The following is a 23,393-nucleotide window of genomic DNA, read 5'->3' on the forward strand; positions in this document are numbered from 1 at the left end:
CCTCAATATGAAAGCCAGCCTTTTCTCTGTTATCGGCACTGAGGAAGAAAAATGGAGCGTTAAACCGTGAAAACGGCGAAATCGTGAGCCAGCGCAGTTGCGGGGAAGATCGCCTGACATTCTGCCAGCAGGCGTTGGCAGCCTCTGTCGTCGTAACGCGAGCTGACGTGAGTAATGATGAGCTGGCCCACGTCGGCATCGTGCGCCAGCTGCGCGGCCTGCCTGGTGGAGCTGTGCCCACGGCTGTTGGCTTTTTCTTCCATTGAGGTATCCAGCGTTGCTTCGTGTACCATTACGTCCACGCCTTTTGCCAGCGTGATGGCCGACGCGCATGGCGCGGTGTCGCCAAATATCGCCACCGATTTCCCGGGCGTGGCTGGCGCGAGAAAATCGGCGCCGTTAATAACGCGACCATCGTTCAGGGTGACGGTTTTACCCGCTTTCAGATCCTGAAACAGCGGGCCGGGCTTCACGCCTGCCGCTTTTAGCGCACTGGCATCCAGCGCGCCGGGCTTGTCATGCTCTTCAATCCGATAGCCATAGCATTCAAGCGGATGCTCAAGCGCAAAGGCGGTCACTTTGCGCAGACCGTCGTCCAGAATTTCGCCGGCGGTAATTTCAACGATCTCCAGCGGATAATCAGTCCAGGAGCCGCTAAGGTGCAATGCGGTTTCGGTGAACTCGCGAATGCCTTTGGGGCCGTAAATCGTCAGCGGCTGTGCGTTTCCCGCCATCGAACGGCTGCACAGCAGACCGGGCAAACCGAAAAGGTGATCGCCATGCAGATGGCTGATGAAAATGCGATCGAGCTTACCCGGGTTGAACGCGGTGTTGAGCATCTGGTGCTGGGTGCCTTCACCGCAGTCGAATAACCATAGCCCCGCCTGCGTCGGGTGCTGTAAATTCAGTAATATTGCCGTGACATTACGCGTGCGGGTAGGAACGCCGGCAGAAGTACCTAAAAAAATTAATTCCATTATTTCATTACACGTTTAAAAAATATTCTGGCTAGTATAAAGCGAATACGTAAAAGGAGCGCACCATGATTCACTGGCAAGACCTGCATCATTCTGAATTATCCGTCCCGCAACTCTATGCGTTACTGAAATTGCGCTGCGCGGTATTTGTGGTTGAACAACAGTGTCCGTATCTGGATGTGGACGGCGATGACCTGGTGGGGGAGAACCGTCATATCCTGGGCTGGCATAACGATGAGCTGGTAGCGTATGCGAGGATTCTGAAAAGCGACGACGAACTGGAGCCGGTGGTGATTGGGCGCGTGATCGTCAGCGAAGCGCTGCGCGGCGAAAAACTGGGGCAACAGCTTATGGCGCAGACCCTGGCATCCTGCGAGCAACACTGGCCGGAGAAGGCGCTTTACCTCGGCGCACAGGCGCATCTGCAATCCTTCTATGCGCGATTCGGTTTTGTTCCGGTGACGGACGTTTATGACGAAGACGGTATCCCGCACATGGGTATGGCGCGTGAGGTTAGCCAGGTGTGATGTTCCGGTTTTGTCTATAGTTAGTGGGAACGTTAATCGAAAGGGAGAGTATAATGTCTTTTCATTCTTATGGTTCACGTATTGATGACGACCTGGAACTTCTGAGCGAAACGCTGGAAGAGGTGCTGCGTTCCTCCGGCGATCCTGCCGATCAAAAATATGTTGAGTTAAAAGCACGCGCAGAACGGGCGCTTGAAGAGGTAAAAAATCGCGTCAGCCATGCGTCTGACAGCTACTATTACCGCGCAAAACAGGCGGTTTATAAAGCGGATGATTACGTGCATGAAAAACCCTGGCAAGGGATTGGCGCAGGCGCGGCGGTCGGCCTGGTGCTGGGACTACTGCTGGCGCGGCGGTAATGTAACCGGGATCGCATTTCCTCCCTAAACGGGGGTACTGCTTTTTCTCCGCTGTACCCCGTATAATGTGAGGTTTTTAACAGGGAGAGGTCCGCGTGCATTCAATCACTACTGCGCTGGAAAATCTGCGGCGCCAGTTATCGCAGGAGATACCGGCGGCGCCAGGAATGCGTATTGTTGATGTGCCTTTCCCTCTGAATGATGCGTTTGACGCATTAAGCTGGCTGGCCAGTCAGGCCATCTGGCCGCAATTTTACTGGCAACAGCGTAACGGCGATGAAGAAGCCGCGGTGCTCGGCGCCGTTGAAACGTTCCCCTCTCTCGAACAGGCGCAACGCTTTCTCCGCCAGCATGAATCACAATCCGATTTGCGTATCTGGGGACTGAATGCGTTTGAACCGCAGCAGGGGCATTTGCTGCTGCCGCGTCTTGAATGGCGACGCGCTGGCGCAGTGGCAACGCTGCGGCTGTATCTCTACAGCCCGGTTTCACTGCGTGAAGACGCCGGGCGGGCGATCGCGTTTCTCTCTTCATTAAGGGGCGTAAAGCCGATCCCGGCGCTGCGCCTGCACCTGACGGGCGAGCAGCACTGGCCGGATAAAGCGGGCTGGACCAGCCTGATTCAGCTTGCCACGCAGACTATCGCTGAAGACGATCTCGACAAAGTGGTGCTGGCGCGGGCGACGGATTTGCAGTTTTCCCATCCGGTGAATGCCGCCGCCGTGATGGCGTCCAGTCGCCGTTTAAACCTTAACTGCTACCATTTTTTTATGGCGTTCTCCGCCGGAAGGGCCTTTCTTGGCTCGTCGCCGGAACGCCTTTGGCGGCGACGTGAAACGGCATTGCGCACCGAGGCGCTGGCCGGCACGGTGGCGAATCATCCCGACGACCATCAGGCCTGGCAACTGGGCGAATGGTTGATGAAGGATGATAAAAACCAGCGTGAAAACATGCTGGTGGTGGAAGATATTTGTCAGCGCCTGCAAAGCTGCACCCACTCGCTCGATGTTTTGCCGCCGCAGGTGCTCAGATTACGCAAAGTACAGCATCTGCGCCGCTGTATCTGGACGGCGCTCAATCAGGCTGACGACACGCTCTGTTTGCTACAGCTACAGCCCACGGCAGCCGTCGCGGGGATTCCGCGTGAACGGGCGCGCGCGTTTATTCAGCAACATGAACCGTTTGAACGTGAGTGGTATGCCGGGTCGGCGGGTTATCTGTCTTTACAGCAAAGCGAATTCTGCGTGACGCTGCGCTCGGCGAAAGTCGCGGCGAACGTTGTTCGTCTGTATGCCGGGGCAGGCATTGTGCGCGGGTCTGACCCGGAACAGGAATGGCAAGAGATCGACAACAAAGCAGCCGGGCTACGCACGTTATTACAGATGGAAAGCTAATGAGTCGCACATACACCTCATCCTTCAGGCGGTCTGCTGAATGATTTTGTGTATATTCCCGACTCATATCAATAATCCATTTTTTCTGATCCTTATACTGAGTCGCAATATTGATACCGGACAATCTCATGTCAGTAAGCGCATTTAACCGACGCTGGGCGGCGGTCATTCTGGAAGCACTCACTCGCCACGGCGTCAGGCATGTTTGCATTGCCCCTGGCTCCCGCTCTACGCCTTTAACCCTGGCGGCAGCGGAAAATTCAGCCTTTATTCATCACACGCACTTTGATGAGCGTGGTCTTGGTCATCTGGCATTAGGGCTGGCGAAAGTCAGTAAGCAGCCCGTTGCCGTTATTGTTACTTCCGGTACGGCGGTGGCAAATCTCTATCCGGCGCTGATTGAAGCGGGGCTTACCGGTGAAAAACTGATTTTATTGACTGCGGACCGTCCGCCGGAACTGATTGACTGCGGCGCGAATCAGGCGATTCGTCAGGCCGGGATGTTCGCTTCTCATCCTTCTCAGACGCTCTCTTTGCCGCGCCCGACGCAGGATATTTCCGCGCGCTGGCTGGTCTCCACCCTTGATAACGTCCTGGCGACGCTGCATGCCGGCGCGGTACACATCAACTGCCCGTTTGCGGAACCGCTGTATGGCGATATGGACGACACGGGGCTTGCCTGGCAGCAGAGCCTTGGCGACTGGTGGCAGGATGACAAACCCTGGCTGCGCGAAGCGCGTCGGCTGGAAAGTGACAAACAGCGCGACTGGTTCTTCTGGCGGCAAAAACGCGGCGTAGTGGTGGCCGGGCGCATGAGCGTGGAAGAGGGCAAGAAAGTCGCGCTTTGGGCGCAGACGCTGGGCTGGCCGCTGATTGGCGACGTGCTGTCGCAAACCGGGCAGCCGCTGCCGTGCGCCGATCTCTGGCTGGGTAATGCGAAGGCCGTCACTGAGCTTCAGCAGGCGCAAATTGTGGTGCAACTCGGCAGCAGCCTGACCGGAAAGCGCCTGCTGCAATGGCAGGCCGCCTGCGAGCCGGAAGAGTACTGGATTATTGATAATATCGAAGGTCGTCTGGACCCGGCGCATCATCGCGGACGCAGGCTGGTGGCGAAAATCGCCGACTGGCTGGAGCTGCATCCGGCGGAGAAACGCCATCCCTGGTGCGTCGATATCCCGCGCCTGGCAGAGCAGGCGTGGCAGGCGGTTGTCGCGCGTCGCGATATGTTCGGCGAAGCGCAACTGGCGCACCGCATTCGCGACTATCTGCCGGAACAAGGGCAACTGTTTGTCGGCAACAGCCTGGTGGTGCGCCTGATTGACGCGCTGTCGCAGCTACCGGCGGGCTACCCGGTGTACAGCAACCGGGGAGCCAGCGGTATTGATGGTTTGATCTCGACGGCGGCGGGCGTTCAGCGCGCCAGCGCGAAATCGACGCTGGCTATCGTCGGCGATCTGTCTGCGCTCTACGATCTCAACGCACTGGCGCTATTGCGCCAGGTGTCCGCGCCGTTTGTGCTGATTGTGGTGAATAACAACGGCGGACAAATTTTCTCTTTGTTGCCGACACCGCAGAGCGAGCGCGAGCGGTTTTACCTGATGCCGCAAAACGTCCACTTTGAACACGCAGCGGCTATGTTTAACCTCAAATATCACCGCCCGCAAAGCTGGGATGAGCTGGATGCGGCGCTGGCTGGCGCCTGGCGAACGCCGACAACCACGGTGATTGAGCTGGTCGTGAACGATACCGACGGGGCGCAAACCCTGCAACAGCTGCTGGCGCAGGTGAGCCATCTATGATCCTGCGCGCGCAGGCGAACGGTGGTCAGCCGGGGTCTCCCTGGCTGGTTTTCCTGCATGGATTTTCCGGTGATTGCCGGGAATGGCAGCAGATCGGTGAGCAGTTTCCTGACTTTTCGCGCCTGTATATCGACTTGCCTGGTCACGGCGATTCTGCCGATATTCGTGTCAGCGGCTTTGCTGATGTGTGCGACTTATTGCGTAACACATTATTTAGTTACAACATACTTAAATACTGGCTGGTCGGCTACTCGCTCGGCGGCAGAGTGGCGATGATGGCGGCGTGCCAGACTCTGCCGGGTCTTTGCGGGCTGGTGGTTGAAGGCGGTCACCCGGGACTGCAACGCGAGGCTGAGCGTGACGCGCGCCGACGGTCTGACGGTCGTTGGGCAGCGCGCTTTCGCCGTGAACCGCTGCGCGACGTGTTTACTGACTGGTATCAGCAACCGGTTTTCGCTTCGCTGGATGCTTCACAAAGAGAGGCGTTAGTCGCGCTGCGCAGCCAGAACAATGGCGAAACGCTGGCGGCGATGCTGGAGGCAACCTCGCTTGCCGTACAGCCTGATTTACGCGCGCGGCTAAATGCGCGCACATTTCCGTTTTATTATTTATGTGGTGAACGCGACAGCAAATTCCGCGCGCTGGCGGCGGAGTTGTCTGTACCTTGCCATATGATTCGTAACGCCGGACACAACGCGCATCGGGAAAATCCCGCAGGCGTGGTGGACAGTCTGGCTCAGATTCTGCGTCTCTGACTAAAGGACACACTATGATCTATCCTGATGAAACAATGCTTTACGCACCGGTTGAATGGCACGACTGCTCCGAAGGTTACACGGACATTCGTTATGAAAAATCCACCGATGGTATTGCAAAAATCACCATTAACCGTCCACAGGTGCGCAACGCATTCCGTCCTTTGACCGTCAAAGAGATGATCCAGGCGCTGGCGGATGCCCGGTATGACGACAACGTGGGCGTTATTATTCTGACCGGCGAAGGCGAGAAAGCCTTCTGTGCGGGCGGCGACCAGAAGGTACGCGGCGACTACGGCGGATACCAGGATGATTCCGGCGTGCATCACCTGAACGTACTGGATTTCCAGCGCCAGATCCGTACCTGCCCAAAACCGGTCGTGGCGATGGTCGCAGGGTACTCTATCGGCGGCGGTCACGTACTGCACATGATGTGTGACCTGACCATCGCGGCGGAAAACGCTATCTTCGGCCAGACGGGCCCGAAAGTCGGCTCCTTCGACGGCGGCTGGGGCGCTTCCTATATGGCGCGTATCGTCGGGCAGAAAAAAGCGCGTGAAATCTGGTTCCTGTGCCGTCAGTACGACGCTAAACAGGCGCTGGATATGGGGCTGGTCAACACCGTCGTACCGCTGGACTCCCTCGAAAAAGAGACCGTGCGCTGGTGCCGCGAAATGTTGCAGAACAGCCCGATGGCGCTGCGCTGCCTGAAAGCCGCGCTGAACGCCGACTGCGACGGTCAGGCGGGTCTACAGGAGCTGGCGGGCAACGCCACGATGCTGTTCTACATGACGGAAGAAGGTCAGGAAGGCCGTAACGCTTTCAACCAGAAACGTCAGCCTGATTTCAGCAAATTCAAACGGAATCCGTAATGCGTAGCGCGCAGGTGTACCGCTGGCAGATCCCCATGGACGCGGGGGTGGTTCTGCGCGACAGGCGGTTAAAAACTCGCGACGGGCTGTATGTCCGTCTGTGCGACGGCGAGCGCGAAGGGTGGGGGGAGATCTCCCCGCTTCCGGGTTTCAGCCAGGAAACCCTGGAAGAGGCGCAGGCCGCGCTGCTGGACTGGGTTAACGGCTGGCTGCAAGGCCAGTCAACGTTGCCTGAAGTGCCCTCCGTGGCGTTTGGCGTTAGTTGTGCGCTGGCGGAGGCGGCGGGGACGTTGCCAGAGGCGGCGGATTACCGCGCCGCGCCGCTGTGTACGGGCGATCCAGACGATCTGGTGCTGCAACTGGCTGATATGCATGGCGAGAAAGTCGCCAAGATCAAAGTCGGTCTGTACGAAGCGGTACGCGACGGAATGGTGGTCAACCTGCTGCTGGAGGCGGTTCCCGATCTGCATCTGCGTCTGGATGCCAATCGCGCCTGGACGCCGCTGAAAGCGCAGCAGTTCGCGAAATACGTCAACCCGGACTACCGTGCCCGCATCGCCTTCCTCGAAGAACCGTGTAAAACCCGCGACGACTCCCGCGCTTTTGCGCGTGAAACCGGGATTGCGATTGCCTGGGATGAAAGTCTGCGTGAAGACGATTTTGTCTTTGCGGCGGAAGCGGGCGTCAGCGCGGTGGTCATCAAACCGACGCTCACCGGAAGCCTGGAAAAGGTTCGCGAGCAGGTACAGGCCGCGCATACGCTGGGACTGACGGCGGTGATCAGCTCTTCCATCGAGTCGAGCCTCGGCTTAACGCAACTGGCGCGTATTGCCGCGTGGCTGACGCCGCAGACCATTCCGGGTCTGGATACGCTAAGCCTGATGCAAACCCAGCAGGTGCGCCGCTGGCCGGGCAGCGCTTTGCCGTGTGTTAGCGACGATGCGCTGGAACGGCTGCTATGAGCCTCCGGGAAATGCCCGATAGCGCAAGCGTATCGGGCCTCCAGCCGTCATCTTTTAATGACTGGCCGTGGCGTCACTGGCGGCAGGTGCGGGGAGATGCGCCCGCCTTACGCCTTAATGATGAAGTGCTAAGCTGGCACACACTCTGTACCCGTATTGACGCGCTGGCGAGCGGTTTTGCCGCTCAGGGTGTCTCTGAAGGCTGCGGCGTGATGCTGCGCGCCTGGAATCACCCGCAAACGCTGCTGGCCTGGCTGGCTTTACTGCAATGCGGGGCAAGAGTCCTGCCGGTTAACCCGCAGCTTCCACAACCGCTGCTCGACGCGCTGCTGCCGGACTTAACGCTCCGGTTTGCTTTGCTGCTGGAGGGGGAGAATACCTTCCCGGCGTTGCAACCGCTGCAAATGCAGCAAGAGGCAGGCGAACACGCCGCAGACTGGCAGCCGACGCGGCTGAGTTCAATGACGCTGACCTCTGGCTCAACCGGATTACCCAAAGCCGCAGTGCATACCTGCCAGGCGCATCTGGCCAGCGCGGAAGGGGTGCTGTCCCTGATGCCGTTTGCCGATGGGGATGACTGGCTGTTATCGCTGCCGCTGTTTCATGTTTCCGGCCAGGGTATTATGTGGCGCTGGTTGTTTGCGGGCGCCCGAATGACCGTGCGTGAGAAGCAGCCGCTGGAAGCAATGCTGCAAGGGTGTACGCATGCGTCCCTGGTTCCCACTCAGCTGTGGCGGCTGCTGGAGAATCCGGCATCGGTAACGTTGAAAGCGGTACTGCTGGGCGGCGCGGCTATCCCGGTTGAACTGACGGAGCAGGCTCGCGCGCAGGGTATTCGCTGCTGGTGCGGTTATGGCCTGACGGAATTTGCCTCGACGGTGTGCGCGAAAGAAGCCGACGGCCTGGGCGATGTCGGCGCGGCGTTACCGGGGCGGGAAGTCCGAATCGTGAATGACGAAGTCTGGCTGCGCGCTGCCAGCATGGCGGAAGGCTACTGGCGCGACGGTAAGCTGATCCCGCTGGTGAACGGCGAAGGCTGGTTCGCCACCCGCGATCGCGGCGAACTGAACGACGGTAAGCTGACGATTGCCGGTCGGCTGGATAATCTGTTCTTCAGCGGCGGGGAAGGCATTCAGCCGGAAGAGGTGGAACGCGTTATCTCGGCGCATCCATATGTTCTACAGGCGTTCGTGGTGCCGGTAGAGGACAGGGAGTTCGGCCATCGTCCGGTGGCGGTGGTGGAATATGACGCGCAGGCCGGGAACGTCGATCTCGCGGAATGGGTGAAAGACAAGCTGGCGCGTTTTCAGCAGCCGGTACGCTGGTTGACGTTGCCATCAGCGCTGAAAAACGGCGGGATCAAAGTTTCGCGCCGGGCATTGCAGGAGTGGGTGCGCGCTAACCGTCCGTAATGTAAGCAACACGGGAGCCGCAGCTCCCGTGGAAACGGTTATTTCGCTTCTTTTAACGCCCGCAGGGCAGCGGCGACGCCCGCGCCATAGTCAGGATGAACTTCGCTAAACAAGCCAATCTGACGCTGCTGAATAAATTCCGGCACATCTTTCATGTCGCCGGCGATGCGCGCGAACATACGCTGATGTTCTTCATCACTCAGCAACTCATACAGCTTACGCGGCTGGCTGAAGTAGTCCGTATCTTCCCGGTGATCCCAGTGCGCGGCAGCGCCTTCGACAGAGAGCGGCGGTTCGCTGAAATCAGGCTGTTCCTGGAAGACGCCAAAGCTGTTTGGCTCATAGGTTGGGCCGTTGCCGCTGTTGCCGTCCACCCGCATCGCGCCGTCACGATGGTAGTTATGGAACGGGCAGCGCGGGGCGTTGACCGGGATCTGCTGATGGTTAACGCCCAGACGATAGCGGTGCGCATCGCCATAGGAGAAGAGACGCCCCTGCAACATACGGTCAGGGGAGAAGCTAATCCCCGGCACGACGTTCGCCGGATTCATCGCCACCTGTTCCACTTCGGAGAAATAGTTTTCCGGGTTGCGGTTCAGTTCCAGCACGCCGACTTCAATCAGCGGGTAATCGCCGTGCGGCCATACTTTGGTCAGATCAAACGGGTTGTACGGCACCTGCGAGGCTTCGGCTTCCGGCATGATCTGCACGTAGAATTTCCAGCGGGGGAAGTTGCCCTGTTCAATGGCGTTGTACAGGTCGCGCTGAGAGCTTTCGCGATCGTCCGCCACCAGGCGTTTCGCTTCGTCATCCATCAGGTTGGCGATGCCCTGCTGCGATTTCAGGTGGAATTTCACCCAGAAACGTTCGTTGTCGCTGTTGATAAAGCTGAATGTGTGGCTACCGAAACAGTGCATAGTACGGTAAGAGAAAGGCAAACCCCGGTCGCTAAAGTCGATAGTTAACTGGTGCAGCGATTCCGGCAGATGAGAGAAAAAGTCCCATTTGTAGGTCGGATTGCGCAGGTTGGTGCGTGGGTCGCGCTTCACGACATGGTTCAGATCCGGGAATTTCAGCGGATCGCGCAGATAGAAAACGGGCGTGTTGTTACCCACCAGATCCCAGTTGCCCTCTTCAGTGTAAAACTTGATCGCAAACCCGCGAATATCGCGCTCGGCATCCGCCGCGCCGCGCTCTCCCGCCACGGTGGAAAAACGCAGGAACAGATCCGTTTTTTTACCGGGCTCCGAAAAGATTTTTGCGCGAGTGTAACGTGAAATATCGTGCGTGACGGTGAAGGTGCCGTACGCGCCTGAGCCTTTGGCATGCATACGGCGCTCAGGGATCACTTCACGATCGAAGTGGGCCAGTTTTTCCAGGAACCAGATGTCCTGTAGCAGCATGGGGCCGCGCGGGCCTGCGGTTGCAACGTTGTTATTATGGGCGACAGGCACGCCTGCTGCGGTGGTGAGTCCTTTTTTGCTCATCTTTATCTCCCGACGATCGTTAGAAAAAATGTTTAATTTCCGTTTAATTTCGGAAACTAATGTAGAAAATATTTGTGAATGAAATATTGATCTCGGGCAATGACTGCTGCGCTAAACGCCTCTTCTTGTAACGTTTAATAAACCTGAAAGGTAGTGTTTAGTTACAATATGTTATTAGATCGCTTTTTTAGCTCATTGATTCTGTTGCGCCTGGCAGTACAATCCTGCGGTTTTGGGGTCTTTTGTTTATTTCTTTGCTGGAAAGGGTGAAAATGAAAAAAAGCATTTTATTAGGCGTTGCCGGACTGTTGTTCGCTTCTGCATCGGCGAATGCGATGAGCATTAGCGGCCAGGCGGGTAAAGATTACACCAACGTTGGCGTAGGTTTCGGTACTGAATCCACCGGGCTGGCGTTGAGCGGCAACTGGATGCATAACGACGACGACGGCGACGCTGCCGGCGTGGGGCTCGGCCTGAATATTCCGGTTGGGCCGCTGCTGGCAACGGTCGGCGGGAAAGGCGTTTATACCAATCCGAACGACGGCGATGAAGGCTATGCGGCGGCGGTAGGCGGCGGGTTACAGTGGAAAATCGGCGACAGCTTCCGTCTGTTTGGCGAGTATTACTACTCTCCAGATTCACTGTCCAGCGGCATCGACAGCTATGAAGAAGCCAATGCCGGAGCGCGCTTTACCATTATGCGTCCGCTGAGCATTGAAGCGGGCTATCGCTATCTGAACCTGGCGGGTAAAGACGGTAACCGTGACAACGCGATTGCCGATGGCCCGTACGTCGGCGTTAACGCCAGCTTCTGATTTTCGGGCGCGGCATCCGTCGCGCCGTTTCCTGTATGCTATCGCCTTCTTTCCCGGTTTGTTTCCTCTGAGTTTCTTACTCCGCCCCAGCGGGCTTTGCGTTATAGTGTTTTCATCATAGAAGCAGGAGAACACGATGTTAAACGTGGAGATGTTATCCACCGGGGATGAAGTGTTGCACGGGCAAATCGTCGACACGAATGCCGCCTGGCTGGCCGATTTTTTCTTTAATCAGGGGTTGCCGTTATCACGCCGAAATACGGTGGGAGATAATCTGGATGCGCTGGTCGCCATTTTACGCGAACGTAGCGAACATGCTGATGTGCTGATTGTGAATGGCGGCCTGGGGCCGACCAGCGATGATTTAAGCGCGCTGGCCGCCGCCACGGCGAAAGGTGAAGGTCTGGTGCTTCATGACGCGTGGCTGGCTGAGATGGAGCGTTTTTTCCATGAGCGCGGGCGGGTTATGGCGCCGAGTAACCGCAAGCAGGCAGAACTGCCCGCCAGCGCCGAGTTTATTAATAACCCGGTTGGCACCGCCTGTGGGTTTGCGGTGAAGCTAAATCGCTGCCTGATGTTCTTTACCCCTGGCGTCCCGTCTGAATTTAAGGTGATGGTCGAGCATGAAATTATGCCGCGTCTGCGTGCGCGTTTTGCGCTTCCTGAACCGCCGGTTTGTCTGCGACTCACTACGTTTGGACGTTCGGAAAGCGATCTGGCGCAGAGCCTCGATTCGCTGCCGCTACCGGCGGGCGTGACGATGGGATATCGCTCTTCAATGCCGATTATTGAACTGAAACTCACCGGCCCGGATGCGCAGCGGGACGCGATGCTGGCGCTATGGCCGGAGGTAAAGCGGGTGGCAGGGCAGAACCTGATTTTTGAAGGGACGGAAGGACTGCCTGCGCAAATCGCCCGTTGTTTGCAGACGCGCCAGCTCAGCCTGACGCTCAGCGAACAGTTCACCAGCGGGCTGCTGGCTTTGCAGCTTTCCCGTGCGAATGCGCCGATTCTTGCCAGCGAAGTGGTGCCTTCCCAGGAAGAGACGCTGGCTCAGACCGCGCACTGGACGACAGAGCGACGGAGCAACCACTACGCCGGACTGGCGCTGGCGGTATCCGGGCTGGAAAACGACCATCTTAATTTCGCGCTGGCGACGCCGGATGGGACATTTGCCCTGCGCGTGCATTTCAGCGCCAGCCGCTACAGTCTGGCGGTGCGGCAGGAAGTTTGCGCCATGATGGCGCTGAATATGGTGCGTCGGTGGTTAAACGGTCAGGATATTGCCAGTGAACATGGCTGGATTGAGGTGGTGGAGTCGTTAACCCTGTAGCCTGATGGCGCTGCGCTTATCGGGCCTGCCGTGGTTTGCAGGCCCGATAAGACGTTAACGCGCTTAACCTAATGCCTGGGCAAGCAGGGTAATCGGATGTTCGCAGCGTTTGCTTGTCGACATCTCAATTTGCCACTTACAGGTTTCACAGTCGGTTACCACAATATCCGCGCCGCTCTCTTCAATCTGGCGGAACAGCGGAGCGCCGATGGATTGCGAGGTGGGGTAGTTTTCCTTTTTAAAACCGTAGGTTCCGGCAATCCCACAGCACTGGGAGTCCAGCACGGTCAGTTCCAGACCTGGGATCTGGCGCAGCAACTCCAGCGTATAGAGCGTCCAGCCCATCTTCTCCATATGGCACGGCGTATGGTAAACCACCTTCAGCGGTAATTTTTTCAGCGGCAGCGTCTGGCCTGCATCGATCTTACGCCACAGCCAGCGGGTCGCGAGTTCGATATGCTCACGCAGCCCGCTGTTATCCACGTCCAGCACTTCCGGGTATTCATCACGCAGGGCAAAGGTGCAGGTTGATGAGGTTGCGATAACCGGAATGCCTTTTACGCCAATCGCTTCTCTGAGCGACGCCACATTGCTCACCGCCTGCTTGCGCGCTTTATCGGTAAAACCATTGGCGATCAGCGGCACGCCACAACACTTCTCTTTACTTAACAACTGCACGCCGGTGCCCATTGCGTTCAGGACGTTAATTAAATCCTTACCAAGCTGCGGATGGTTGTAATTGACGAAGCAGCCGTGGAAGAAGGCGACCTGATCTTTGTACTGCGCCTGCTGTGCCGCAACGCTGCGATACCAGCGGCGGAAGGTGCCGAAGGAGTATTTCGGCAGCGTACGGCGATGGTCGATCTTCAACGCATAATCGAGCAACTGACGAACCGGTTTCAGCGACGTCGCGGTATTGACGACCGGGGCGAACGGCGTAGAGACGCTGCCCATTAAATCGGTGTGGCTTAAGATAAAGTTGCGCAGCGACGGGCGCGAAGTGTCATACCTGGCGCGCGCACGCTGGATGATATCGCCAATTTTAACGTCTGACGGGCAGGCCACTTCGCAGCGTTTGCAGTTAATGCAGTATTTCAGCGCATCGTCGTACAGCGCGCCGTCTTTCAGGCGCAGGCGCTCGCCGTCCGGCCCTGCCTGTTTGGGGCCTGGGTAGCCAGGATTCACCCGGCTGACCGGGCAGGCGGTGGTGCACACCGTGCATTTGATACAACTCTCGAAACTCGTATCGTTCATTGCTGACCTCCTGCACGTTCTGCAATGTGACGTGCGGCGTGTAAGGCGCTGACCGCGCATACGCCGCCTCCGCATCCCTGGGCTATCGGATCGAATCCGCCGAGCACCGAGCCGATGGCAAACAGATTTTCTACGGTCTGCCCCGCCAGTGAGGGGCGCAGCGCATCATCGGTCGTGACGCCAAACTGCTGCCAGGGTTGCGCATCAAAGAAATCACGCTGATACCATTCGGCGCGGGTGGCTGTTTGCTGAACGTCCAGTCCCATAATGGGTTCGCGAATGCCGTCGCGTTCGGCGACCAGGCCGCTGCTGAAGAAGCTGCCGCTGGCGAGTACCGCAAAGCGCGGGCGCAGAGGAATGTCGGCATGGTTGCGGGTCCAGACTTCGCTCACGACGCCGTTACGGCAGGTCACTTTTTTCACCTCGTCGCCCGGCATCCAGATCCCGCCCTGACGAACAAACTGGCGCTGCAAGCGATTGTGCAGGCGAATGCCCGGCACAGAAGGCGGCAGCGTCGGCAGCAAATTCAGCGAGCAGGGCAGGCGTTCATTGAGCCAGCGCCAGAGGCTGTCATCCGCCAGGCCGAAACAGGCGGGCATGATGATCATGTCGCAGGTTTTTGCTATCGGTAAGAGCGCGTCGTGGAGCAACGGCCATTTTTCTTCGTTATCGAGCAAACGCGCAATATTCACCGCACGAAACTCCGTCGGGTTATCGCGTAATACGTCCAGTTCAGGCAGGTCGATCTCTGCCGTCTCTACCGTGAGATGGTGCTGACGCAGCGACGCCGCCGCGAGGTGCGCCTGAAAGTCCAGTAAACCGCTGATGCCGACGACGCAAATGCGTTGCGCGGCCAGCGGCCAGACGGGCACTTCCGGCGAGCTTAGCCAGGTGGCGCGCAATGTTCCCAACGGCGTAACGCGCAGATGCGACTGTTGTACATCGCCCTGTAAATGCGCGCCAGACGCTTCCAGCAACGCTTGCGCCTGCTGCGCCAGTTCCAGAACGGTTGACGCGCCAATTGTGGTGTAAGGGTGCGTCGGCGCTTGTTCGCGTAACGCATTCAGACCTTCAGTGATATTTGTGACGGGCTGACCGTCCGGCAGGGTGCTGAGTAGATCCAGCGAGCCGGAGGAGAAGTGCAGCGCGCTTTGGCCGCGAGTGACGATCGCACAGCGCAAACCGTGTTTTTGCAATTCCAGGCCACACAGTAATCCGGCGAGACCGCCACCCATAATGACCGTATCAAATTTCATCCTGGTGCTCCTTCTCCAGACCGCACAATCCCTGATAAACCCAGCGCGTGAACTCGCTTTCGCGCAGCGCGTCTCCCCAGGCGACAGGCTGTACGCCTTTCCAGCGTTCATTGAGGAACGCAGAAAGCTGAGTGATAGACTGAGCGGCGGTAGTGACATTAAAACGTTGCAGCAGCCCGGCGGCGCGGCAGGCGCACAGTTCTCCCTGACATGTGCCCATGCCTACGCGGGTACGGCGGCGCAGATCCAGCAGGCTGTTGACGGTTAAATTTTCGACGGCGTACTGCACTTCGCCTGCGGTGACCGCTTCGCATTCACAGACCAGGCTGCGGTGCTGGCGACCTTCGCTGAGCCAGGCCGGAGTACGATCGCCGTGACGATAGACGGCGGAACCGCGTAGCGGGGCGGGCAGCGAGATCACGCGTTTAAGCGTGTTTTCCGTGGGTTCCTGCGAGCCGGGAAGGGCGGTTTGCGCGGTGACGCAGGGGCGAGTGTTGCCCAGTTTTCGGCATACCGCGTCGGTTGCCCATTCCGCCATCAGGCGGTAGGTCATCAGCTTACCGCCCGTAATGGTGATAAACCCGTCCAGCCCGTCGCGTGCAGCATGGTCAAACAGCACAATGCCGCGGCTGACATTACGACCGCTCGGATCGTCATCGCTGGCGACCAGCGGACGCACGCCCGAGTAGGCGCGCAAAATGCGCGTTTTCGCCATCACCGGCGCCAGTTTTTCCCCTTCACGCAGCAGAATATCAACCTCTTCCGCAGTGACGCGGTTGCTGTCGATCTCGTTGTAATCAATGTGGGTCGACGTAGTACCGATGAGCGAGATGGTATCGCCGGGCACCAGAATATCGGCGTCGGACGGCTTGCGGCAGCGGTTAATCACATGCTGGTTAATGCGATGATCCATAATCAGCAGCGACCCTTTCGCCGGGAACATGCGGATGCTCAGATCGGCGTATTCCGCAATGCGCTGACCCCAGATGCCTGCGGCATTCACCACGACCGGCGCATGCAGCGATTGGCTTTCCCCTGTGAGATGGTTATGCACGTTCACACCGCAAATGGTCGCGCCTTCGCGAATAAGTCCGGTGACTTCATGCGCCGTTAAAATGATTGCGCCATGTTCTCTGGCATCCAGCATATTCGCGGAGGTCAGCCGGAAGGGATCGACAGTGCCGTCAGGCACTTTCACCGCGCCAATCAACTGCGGATTGACGGCCGGTTCGATCAGCCGCGCCTGTTGCGGATCAATCGCTTCGGCGCGAATGCCCGCCTCTTCGCAGGCGCGAATAAAGGTGGCCTGGAAGGATAATTCGTCTTCCGGCAAGGTAATGAACAGACCGTCCGTTGGCTCAACGCAGTGGCGGGCGATCCGTTTCAGAATCTGGTTTTCGCTGATGCATTCGCGGGCAGATTCCACGTCGGTAACGGCATAGCGGGCGCCGCTATGCAGCAGGCCGTGGTTACGGCCGGTTGCGCCGGTCGCGATATCGTGGCGCTCAACTAAGATAACGCGCAATCCGCGTAGCGCACAGTCTCGGGCGATCCCTGCGCCTGTGGCTCCCCCACCAATGATAATCACGTCACTTGTTTGCGAGTCGCGAGTTTTCATGGTTATCCCTCACAGTTCGTTTTTTATCATTTAGCCACATAAAAAGCATGGTTTGTTTGATTTCGCGCATAATCGCTCATGATTCGAAAATGAAACGTGATTTCGTGCGCTTTTCTGAACATTTGTCATAAATGTGTAACAATCTGTGCTGTAATTCACATTAACGACAGGTATCTTTACTTAACATCGCGCCCACACTGGGAGCAGCGAGGTTGGTTAGTTAAACGAACTGCGGTGTTTACCTCTAATAAGACACGGCCACGGAGGCTACATATGTTAAGTATTTTTAAACCTGCGCAACATAAAACGCGCTTGCCAGCAGCGGAGATTGATCCGACATATCGTCGGCTGCGCTGGCAGATTTTCCTGGGGATTTTCTTTGGTTATGCCGCTTACTATCTGGTGCGTAAGAACTTTGCGCTGGCGATGCCTTACCTGGTAGAGCAGGGATTCTCGCGCGGCGATCTGGGTTTTGCGCTGTCCGGGATCTCCATCGCCTATGGTTTTTCGAAATTTATCATGGGGTCGGTCTCCGACCGCTCGAATCCGCGCGTTTTCCTGCCCGCAGGGTTGATTCTGGCGGCGGCCGTGATGTTGTTTATGGGCTTTGTGCCGTGGGCCACGTCCAGCATTGCCGTGATGTTCGTGCTGCTGTTCCTCTGCGGCTGGTTCCAGGGAATGGGGTGGCCGCCGTGCGGTCGTACAATGGTGCACTGGTGGTCACAGAAAGAACGTGGCGGTATCGTCTCCGTCTGGAACTGCGCGCATAACGTTGGCGGCGGTATTCCTCCGCTGCTGTTCCTGCTGGGGATGGCCTGGTTTAATGACTGGAAAGCCGCGCTCTACATGCCGGCGTTTGGTGCGATCCTGGTGGCGATTTTCGCTTTCGCGCTGATGCGCGATACGCCGCAGTCCTGCGGTCTGCCGCCGATTGAAGAGTACAAAAACGACTACCCGGATGATTACAACGAAAAAGCGGAAGAAGAGCTGACTGCAAAACAGATCTTTATGCAGTACGTGCTGCCGAACAAACTGTTGTGGTACATCGCGATTGCGAACGTGTTCGTTTACCTGCTGCGTTACGGCATCCTCGACTGGTCGCCGACTTACCTGAGAGAAGTGAAACACTTTGCGCTGGATAAATCGTCCTGGGCGTATTTCTTGTACGAATATGCCGGTATCCCGGGTACGCTGCTGTGCGGCTGGATGTCGGATAAAGTGTTCCGTGGCAACCGTGGCGCAACGGGCGTGTTCTTTATGACGCTGGTGACCATTGCCACAGTTGTTTACTGGCTGAACCCTCCAGGAAATCCGACCGTGGATATGGCCTGTATGATCGTTATCGGCTTCCTGATTTATGGCCCGGTCATGCTGATTGGTCTGCACGCGCTGGAACTGGCGCCGAAAAAAGCGGCAGGTACGGCGGCGGGCTTCACCGGCCTGTTTGGTTATCTCGGCGGTTCCGTCGCGGCGAGCGCCATTGTCGGCTATACCGTTGACTTCTTCGGCTGGGACGGCGGCTTCATGGTGATGATCGGCGGCAGCGTTCTGGCGGTTATCCTGCTGATTATCGTGATGATTGGTGAAAAACGCCACCATGAAGAGCTGATGTTGAAACGCAACGGAGCTTAAGTGAATGAAGACGACACTGAAAAATCTCAGCGTGGCATTGATGCTGGCGGGTATGGTTGTGAGCAGCGCGGCAATCGCTGCGGATAAAATCGTGATTGCGCACCGTGGCGCCAGCGGCTATCTGCCGGAGCACACACTGCCAGCGAAAGCGATGGCGTATGCGCAGGGTGCCGATTATCTGGAGCAGGATTTGGTGATGACGAAGGACGACCATCTGGTCGTCCTGCATGACCACTACCTTGACCGGGTTACCGACGTTGCCGAACGTTTTCCGAATCGCGCCCGCAAGGACGGGCGTTACTACGCCATTGATTTCACACTGGATGAAATTAAATCCCTGAAGTTCACCGAAGGTTTTGATATTGAGAACGGCAAGAAAGTACAGACTTACCCTGGCCGTTTCCCGATGGGAAAATCAGATTTCCGCGTGCATACCTTTGAGGAAGAGATTGAGTTTGTTCAGGGGCTGAATCATTCGACCGGAAAAAATATCGGTATTTATCCAGAAATCAAAGCGCCGTGGTTCCATCATCAGGAAGGGAAGGATATTGCGGCTAAGACGCTGGATGTGCTGAAAAAGTATGGTTATACCGGTAAAAAAGATAACGTTTATTTGCAGTGTTTCGATGCCGCGGAGCTGAAGCGCATTAAGAATGAGCTGGAACCGAAGAGGGGGATGGATCTCAATCTGGTGCAGTTGATTGCGTACACCGACTGGAATGAAACTCAGCAAAAACAGCCGGACGGCAGTTGGGTTAACTATAACTACGACTGGATGTTCAAGCCTGGCGCGATGAAAGAAATCGCCAGCTATGCTGACGGGATCGGCCCGGACTACCATATGCTGATTGATGAAAAATCGAAGGTCGGGCATATCACGCTGACCGGCATGGTGAAAGAGGCGCAGCAGAACAATATGGTGGTACACCCTTACACCGTACGCGCCGATCAGCTTCCTGACTACGCCACGGATGTTAATCAGCTTTATGACATCCTGTATAACAAGGCGGGTGTGGATGGATTGTTCACCGATTTCCCGGATAAAGCGGTGGTGTTTTTGAAGGATAAGCACTAAAAAGCCGGGTGGCGGCTTCGCCTTACCCGGCCTGTGAACTGGTCGGGTAAGCGTAAGCGCCACCCGACAAGGCTACATCTCTATCTCAATATCGCCTTTTGCCCTGCAACAGCAGGGCAAAATTTCCCCTTCGCTGATAAAAGCCAGCGGTTCGGTCAGCCAGTCAACCTGGCCTGCGACCAGACGGCAGCGGCAGGAGCCGCAATAGCCCGCACGACACTGATACTCCACTTCAACCTGATGCGCCTCAAGCGCCACCAGCAGAGAAGGGTGTTCTTCCCGACACAGCACTTCGGTGCCGGAAAGACGTAGCGTCACGCGTCCCATCAGAGCTGGAAATTACTCAGATCGTCGGTATCAACTTCCGAGTCAATCTGGCCGACCAGGTAAGAACTGACTTCCACTTCCTGCGGCGCCACCTGGACGTTATCGGAAACCAGCCAGGTGTTGATCCACGGGATCGGGTTGGAGCGCGTCTGGAACGGCAGCTCCAGGCCGACCGCCTGCATACGGATATTGGTGATGTACTCGACGTACTGGCACAGAATATCTTTGTTCAGGCCGATCATGGAACCGTCGCGGAACAGGTAATCCGCCCACTCTTTTTCTTGCTGCGCGGCCTGTACAAACAGGTCATAGCACGCCTGCTTGCTCTCTTCGGCGATTTCCGCCATTTCTGGATCGTCTATGCCGCTACGCAGCAGGTTCAGCATATGCTGCGTGCCGGTCAGGTGCAGCGCTTCGTCGCGGGCAATCAGGCGGATGATTTTGGCGTTACCTTCCATCAGCTTACGTTCCGCGAAAGCGAAGGAGCAGGCGAAGCTGACGTAGAAACGAATCGCTTCCAGCGCGTTAACGCTCATCAGGCACAGGTAGAGCTGTTTTTTCAGCGCACGCAGGTTTACGGTGACGGTTTTGCCGTTCACGTTGTGCGTACCTTCCCCCAGCAGATGCCAGTAGCTGGTCATTTCAATCAGCTCATCGTAGTAGTGAGAAATGCCTTCCGCGCGCTTCTGAATTTGTTCGTTGGTGACGATGTCGTCAAATACCACCGCCGGATCGTTAACGATGTTGCGGATGATATGGGTATACGAGCGCGAGTGGATCGTCTCAGAAAACGCCCAGGTTTCTACCCAGGTTTCCAGCTCCGGGATGGAGATCAGCGGCAGTAATGCCACGTTCGGGCTACGTCCCTGAATGGAGTCCAGCAGCGTCTGGTACTTCAGGTTGCTGATGAAAATATGTTTTTCGTGTTCCGGCAATGACTGGAAATCGATACGATCGCGTGAAACGTCAACTTCTTCCGGGCGCCAGAAGAAGGAGAGTTGTTTTTCGATCAGTTTTTCGAAGATGTCATATTTTTGCTGGTCGTAGCGTGCCACGTTGACCGGCTGGCCAAAGAACATCGGCTCTTTGAGTTGGTCGTTTTTCGTCTGTGAAAAAGTGGTGTATGCCATTGAAGTGAGTCCTGTTGAGATTGTATCGCCCGGCGGCACTTCGTTTGCCGGGCCTACAAAACCGTAGGCCGGGTAAGCGTAGCGCTACCCGGCAAAAATAACTTAGATCTTACATGCGCCGCTTTCGCAGCCATCGTCCTGAATAGACGGCACCAGATCGTCCTGCGCATCTTCCGCACCGTCACGGGTGTTGTGATAGTACAGGGTTTTCACGCCAAATTTATAGGCGGTGAGCAGATCTTTCAGCAATTGCTGCATCGGTACTTTACCAGACGGGAAGCGCGTCGGATCGTAGTTGGTGTTGGCGGAAATCGCCTGGTCGATGAATTTCTGCATGATACCGACCAGTTGCAGGTAGCCGTCGTTGCTCGGCATTTCCCACAGCAGCTCATAGCGGTCTTTCAGCCCTTCGTAATCCGGCACCACCTGGCGCAGTACGCCATCTTTCGACGCTTTGATGCTGACATGGCCGCGCGGCGGTTCAATACCGTTAGTGGCGTTGGAGATCTGCGAAGAGGTCTCAGACGGCATCAGGGCGGAAAGCGTGGAGTTACGCAGACCGTGCGTTTTGATGGACTCACGAAGCGCTTCCCAGTTGTAGTGCAGCGCTTCGTTGGCGATCGCATCCAGATCTTTTTTGTAGGTGTCGATCGGCAGAATGCCCTGAGCGTAAGTGGTTTCATTAAACCACGGGCATGCGCCTTGCTCTTTCGCCAGCTCGTTAGAGGCCTTCAGCAGATAGTACTGAATGGCTTCAAACGTTTTGTGCGTCAGGTTGTTCGCGCTGCCGTCAGAGTAACGCACGCCGTGTTTCGCCAGATAGTAAGCGTAGTTAATCACGCCGATACCCAGCGTACGGCGACCCATTGCGCCGCGTTTAGCCGCAGGAATAGGGTAATCCTGGTAATCCAGCAGCGCATCCAGCGCGCGTACCGCCAGCACCGCCAGCTCTTCCAGCTCATCCAGGCTGTTAATTGCGCCCAGGTTGAAGGCGGAAAGCGTACACAGCGCGATTTCACCGTTTTCGTCGTTAACGTCCATCAGCGGTTTAGTCGGCAGGGCGATTTCCAGGCACAGGTTGGACTGGCGTACCGGCGCAACCTGCGCATCAAACGGGCTGTGGGTGTTGCAGTGATCCACGTTCTGAATGTAGATACGGCCAGTTGACGCGCGTTCCTGCATCATTAGCGAGAACAGATCCACGGCTTTTACGCGCTGCTTACGAATGCTGTCGTCTTTTTCGTATTTGGTGTACAGACGCTCGAACTCGTCCTGATCGGCGAAGAAAGCGTCGTACAGACCCGGAACGTCGGACGGGCTGAACAGGGTGATGTCTTCACCTTTCAGCAGGCGGGTGTACATCAGCTTGTTGATCTGTACGCCGTAGTCCATGTGACGCACGCGGTTGCCTTCCACGCCGCGGTTGTTCTTCAGTACCAGCAGGCTTTCCACTTCCAGATGCCACATCGGGTAGAACAGCGTCGCCGCACCGCCGCGCACGCCGCCCTGAGAGCAGGATTTCACCGCCGTCTGGAAGTGTTTGTAGAACGGAATACAGCCGGTGTGGAACGCTTCGCCGCCGCGAATCGGGCTACCCAGCGCGCGAATACGACCGGCGTTGATGCCGATACCGGCACGCTGAGAAACATATTTCACGATCGCGCTGGAGGTGGCGTTAATGGAGTCCAGGCTGTCGCCGCACTCGATCAGCACGCAGGAGCTGAACTGACGAGTCGGGGTGCGCACGCCGGACATGATTGGCGTCGGCAGAGAAATTTTGAATGTAGAAACCGCATCGTAGAAACGTTTCACGTAGTCGAGACGGGTTTCACGCGGATAGTTAGAGAACAGGCAAGCGGCAACCAGAATATAAAGGAACTGCGCGCTTTCATAAATCTCGCCGGTTACACGGTTCTGTACCAGGTATTTACCTTCCAGCTGCTTAACGGCAGCGTAGGAGAAGGTCATATCACGGTCGTGTACGATGAACGAATCCATCTGCTTGAACTCTTCTTCCGTGTAGTCTTCCAGCAGATGATTGTCGTATTTACCCAGCTCAACCATTTTCACCACATGATCGTAAAGCGCTGGCGGTTCGAACTCGCCGTAAGCCTTTTTACGCAGGTGGAAAATCGCCAGGCGCGCGGCCAGGTACTGATAATCCGGCGCATCGCGGGAGATCAGGTCGGCAGCGGCCTTAATGATGGTCTCATGGATATCGGACGTCTTGATACCGTCGTAGAACTGGATATGAGAACGCAGTTCAACCTGGGAGATGGATACGTTATTCAGTCCTTCTGCCGCCCAATCCAGAACTCGATGGATTTTGTCGAGATTGATGCGTTCAGTACGACCATCACGCTTTGTCACCAGCAGACTCTGATTCATGTGGGTTTTACCTGTCCGTGA

The 23,393-nt window shown here is 56.8% G+C and carries 20 protein-coding genes; 12 read left to right on the forward strand and 8 right to left on the reverse strand.

Features of this window, described 5'->3' with window-relative positions; genetic code table 11:
- Window positions 1-59: 59 nt before the first annotated feature.
- The gene (gene rbn / locus OGV82_RS12220; protein WP_047462347.1) at window positions 60-977 is read right to left on the reverse strand and encodes a ribonuclease BN; all 918 of its coding nucleotides are present in this window, start codon (window positions 975-977) and stop codon (window positions 60-62) included.
- A gap of 65 nt (window positions 978-1,042) precedes the next feature.
- Here rbn and OGV82_RS12225 point away from each other — a divergent pair, with 65 nt between their 5' ends.
- The 8 genes from OGV82_RS12225 to menE all read left to right on the forward strand — a co-directional run bounded on the left by OGV82_RS12225 (window position 1,043) and on the right by menE (window position 9,057).
- On the forward strand, window positions 1,043-1,504 hold the full coding sequence (locus tag OGV82_RS12225; RefSeq protein WP_047462350.1) for a GNAT family N-acetyltransferase: 462 nt from the start codon (window positions 1,043-1,045) through the stop codon (window positions 1,502-1,504).
- A 53-nt stretch (window positions 1,505-1,557) separates the two neighbouring features.
- A complete protein-coding gene (elaB, locus tag OGV82_RS12230; RefSeq protein ID WP_012131505.1) occupies window positions 1,558-1,863 on the forward strand; it encodes a stress response protein ElaB in 306 nt (101 codons plus the stop codon).
- A gap of 95 nt (window positions 1,864-1,958) precedes the next feature.
- Window positions 1,959-3,257 (forward strand): isochorismate synthase MenF, encoded by a 1,299-nt coding sequence (gene menF / locus OGV82_RS12235; RefSeq protein WP_047462353.1) that lies wholly within the window; start codon window positions 1,959-1,961, stop codon window positions 3,255-3,257.
- Between the two features lie 128 nt (window positions 3,258-3,385).
- On the forward strand, window positions 3,386-5,056 hold the full coding sequence (menD, locus tag OGV82_RS12240; RefSeq protein ID WP_047462356.1) for a 2-succinyl-5-enolpyruvyl-6-hydroxy-3-cyclohexene-1-carboxylic-acid synthase: 1,671 nt from the start codon (window positions 3,386-3,388) through the stop codon (window positions 5,054-5,056).
- Window positions 5,053-5,811: a 2-succinyl-6-hydroxy-2,4-cyclohexadiene-1-carboxylate synthase gene (gene menH, locus OGV82_RS12245; protein WP_047462359.1), complete on the forward strand. Its 759-nt coding sequence runs from the start codon at window positions 5,053-5,055 to the stop codon at window positions 5,809-5,811. Before menD ends, menH begins: the two co-directional genes overlap by 4 nt.
- Window positions 5,812-5,825: 14 nt before the next feature.
- Window positions 5,826-6,683, forward strand: coding sequence for a 1,4-dihydroxy-2-naphthoyl-CoA synthase (gene menB, locus OGV82_RS12250; protein WP_012131509.1), 858 nt, complete (start codon window positions 5,826-5,828; stop codon window positions 6,681-6,683).
- Window positions 6,683-7,645 carry an o-succinylbenzoate synthase gene (menC, locus tag OGV82_RS12255; protein WP_047462362.1) on the forward strand — a complete coding sequence of 321 codons (963 nt, stop codon included), beginning with the start codon at window positions 6,683-6,685 and terminating at the stop codon, window positions 7,643-7,645. The genes menB and menC overlap by 1 nt, the downstream gene beginning before the upstream one ends.
- Window positions 7,642-9,057: an o-succinylbenzoate--CoA ligase gene (gene menE, locus OGV82_RS12260; protein ID WP_101744040.1), complete on the forward strand. Its 1,416-nt coding sequence runs from the start codon at window positions 7,642-7,644 to the stop codon at window positions 9,055-9,057. Before menC ends, menE begins: the two co-directional genes overlap by 4 nt.
- Before the next feature lie 38 nt (window positions 9,058-9,095).
- Here the strand turns inward: menE and OGV82_RS12265 are convergent, their stop codons facing one another.
- Complete coding sequence (locus OGV82_RS12265; protein WP_101744039.1) at window positions 9,096-10,544, reverse strand: catalase; 1,449 nt, start codon at window positions 10,542-10,544, stop codon at window positions 9,096-9,098.
- Window positions 10,545-10,816: 272 nt separating this feature from the next.
- Here OGV82_RS12265 and OGV82_RS12270 point away from each other — a divergent pair, with 272 nt between their 5' ends.
- Together OGV82_RS12270 and OGV82_RS12275 are read left to right on the forward strand one after the other, a co-directional pair.
- Window positions 10,817-11,359: a YfaZ family protein gene (locus OGV82_RS12270; RefSeq protein WP_047462367.1), complete on the forward strand. Its 543-nt coding sequence runs from the start codon at window positions 10,817-10,819 to the stop codon at window positions 11,357-11,359.
- Between the two features lie 136 nt (window positions 11,360-11,495).
- On the forward strand, window positions 11,496-12,692 hold the full coding sequence (locus OGV82_RS12275) for a nicotinamide mononucleotide deamidase-related protein YfaY (RefSeq protein ID WP_012131514.1): 1,197 nt from the start codon (window positions 11,496-11,498) through the stop codon (window positions 12,690-12,692).
- Between the two features lie 63 nt (window positions 12,693-12,755).
- Here the strand turns inward: OGV82_RS12275 and glpC are convergent, their stop codons facing one another.
- The 3 genes from glpC to glpA are packed head-to-tail and all read right to left on the reverse strand — an operon-like array spanning window position 12,756 to window position 16,820.
- On the reverse strand, window positions 12,756-13,946 hold the full coding sequence (gene glpC, locus OGV82_RS12280) for an anaerobic glycerol-3-phosphate dehydrogenase subunit GlpC (protein ID WP_047462370.1): 1,191 nt from the start codon (window positions 13,944-13,946) through the stop codon (window positions 12,756-12,758).
- On the reverse strand, window positions 13,943-15,202 hold the full coding sequence (gene glpB / locus OGV82_RS12285) for a glycerol-3-phosphate dehydrogenase subunit GlpB (protein WP_047462373.1): 1,260 nt from the start codon (window positions 15,200-15,202) through the stop codon (window positions 13,943-13,945). Before glpB ends, glpC begins: the two co-directional genes overlap by 4 nt.
- Window positions 15,192-16,820 carry an anaerobic glycerol-3-phosphate dehydrogenase subunit A gene (gene glpA / locus OGV82_RS12290; RefSeq protein ID WP_101744038.1) on the reverse strand — a complete coding sequence of 543 codons (1,629 nt, stop codon included), beginning with the start codon at window positions 16,818-16,820 and terminating at the stop codon, window positions 15,192-15,194. Before glpA ends, glpB begins: the two co-directional genes overlap by 11 nt.
- A 273-nt stretch (window positions 16,821-17,093) precedes the next feature.
- Between glpA and glpT the strand changes: the two genes are divergently transcribed.
- Window positions 17,094-18,452 carry a glycerol-3-phosphate transporter gene (gene glpT / locus OGV82_RS12295; RefSeq protein ID WP_047462375.1) on the forward strand — a complete coding sequence of 453 codons (1,359 nt, stop codon included), beginning with the start codon at window positions 17,094-17,096 and terminating at the stop codon, window positions 18,450-18,452.
- Between the two features lie 4 nt (window positions 18,453-18,456).
- Window positions 18,457-19,527, forward strand: coding sequence for a glycerophosphodiester phosphodiesterase (gene glpQ, locus OGV82_RS12300; protein ID WP_047462378.1), 1,071 nt, complete (start codon window positions 18,457-18,459; stop codon window positions 19,525-19,527).
- Window positions 19,528-19,599: 72 nt separating this feature from the next.
- On the opposite strand, the gene yfaE is transcribed toward glpQ, so the two are convergent.
- From yfaE to nrdA, 3 genes are all read right to left on the reverse strand, one after another.
- Window positions 19,600-19,854 (reverse strand): class I ribonucleotide reductase maintenance protein YfaE, encoded by a 255-nt coding sequence (gene yfaE / locus OGV82_RS12305; RefSeq protein WP_012131520.1) that lies wholly within the window; start codon window positions 19,852-19,854, stop codon window positions 19,600-19,602.
- A complete protein-coding gene (gene nrdB, locus OGV82_RS12310) occupies window positions 19,854-20,984 on the reverse strand; it encodes a class Ia ribonucleoside-diphosphate reductase subunit beta (protein WP_012131521.1) in 1,131 nt (376 codons plus the stop codon). Before nrdB ends, yfaE begins: the two co-directional genes overlap by 1 nt.
- Window positions 20,985-21,086: 102 nt before the next feature.
- Entirely contained in the window at window positions 21,087-23,372 is a 2,286-nt protein-coding gene (gene nrdA / locus OGV82_RS12315; protein WP_012131522.1) for a class 1a ribonucleoside-diphosphate reductase subunit alpha, read from the reverse strand.
- Between the last annotated feature and the right edge of the window lie 21 nt (window positions 23,373-23,393).

Origin of the sequence: Citrobacter sp. CK191 (assembly GCF_030333435.1) — a bacterium.
Classification (GTDB): domain Bacteria; phylum Pseudomonadota; class Gammaproteobacteria; order Enterobacterales; family Enterobacteriaceae; genus Citrobacter_B; species Citrobacter_B koseri.

Bases quoted from the DNA above. Each gene is read 5' to 3' on its own strand.
- rbn (WP_047462347.1), bottom strand. From the start codon at position 977: ATGGAATTAATTTTTTTAGGTACTTCTGCCGGCGTTCCTACCCGCACG.
- OGV82_RS12225 (WP_047462350.1), top strand. From the start codon at position 1,043: ATGATTCACTGGCAAGACCTGCATCATTCTGAATTATCCGTCCCGCAA.
- elaB (WP_012131505.1), top strand. From the start codon at position 1,558: ATGTCTTTTCATTCTTATGGTTCACGTATTGATGACGACCTGGAACTT.
- menD (WP_047462356.1), top strand. From the start codon at position 3,386: ATGTCAGTAAGCGCATTTAACCGACGCTGGGCGGCGGTCATTCTGGAA.
- menH (WP_047462359.1), top strand. From the start codon at position 5,053: ATGATCCTGCGCGCGCAGGCGAACGGTGGTCAGCCGGGGTCTCCCTGG.
- menB (WP_012131509.1), top strand. From the start codon at position 5,826: ATGATCTATCCTGATGAAACAATGCTTTACGCACCGGTTGAATGGCAC.
- menC (WP_047462362.1), top strand. From the start codon at position 6,683: ATGCGTAGCGCGCAGGTGTACCGCTGGCAGATCCCCATGGACGCGGGG.
- menE (WP_101744040.1), top strand. From the start codon at position 7,642: ATGAGCCTCCGGGAAATGCCCGATAGCGCAAGCGTATCGGGCCTCCAG.
- OGV82_RS12265 (WP_101744039.1), bottom strand. From the start codon at position 10,544: ATGAGCAAAAAAGGACTCACCACCGCAGCAGGCGTGCCTGTCGCCCAT.
- OGV82_RS12270 (WP_047462367.1), top strand. From the start codon at position 10,817: ATGAAAAAAAGCATTTTATTAGGCGTTGCCGGACTGTTGTTCGCTTCT.
- OGV82_RS12275 (WP_012131514.1), top strand. From the start codon at position 11,496: ATGTTAAACGTGGAGATGTTATCCACCGGGGATGAAGTGTTGCACGGG.
- glpC (WP_047462370.1), bottom strand. From the start codon at position 13,946: ATGAACGATACGAGTTTCGAGAGTTGTATCAAATGCACGGTGTGCACC.
- glpB (WP_047462373.1), bottom strand. From the start codon at position 15,202: ATGAAATTTGATACGGTCATTATGGGTGGCGGTCTCGCCGGATTACTG.
- glpA (WP_101744038.1), bottom strand. From the start codon at position 16,820: ATGAAAACTCGCGACTCGCAAACAAGTGACGTGATTATCATTGGTGGG.
- glpT (WP_047462375.1), top strand. From the start codon at position 17,094: ATGTTAAGTATTTTTAAACCTGCGCAACATAAAACGCGCTTGCCAGCA.
- glpQ (WP_047462378.1), top strand. From the start codon at position 18,457: ATGAAGACGACACTGAAAAATCTCAGCGTGGCATTGATGCTGGCGGGT.
- yfaE (WP_012131520.1), bottom strand. From the start codon at position 19,854: ATGGGACGCGTGACGCTACGTCTTTCCGGCACCGAAGTGCTGTGTCGG.
- nrdB (WP_012131521.1), bottom strand. From the start codon at position 20,984: ATGGCATACACCACTTTTTCACAGACGAAAAACGACCAACTCAAAGAG.
- nrdA (WP_012131522.1), bottom strand. From the start codon at position 23,372: ATGAATCAGAGTCTGCTGGTGACAAAGCGTGATGGTCGTACTGAACGC.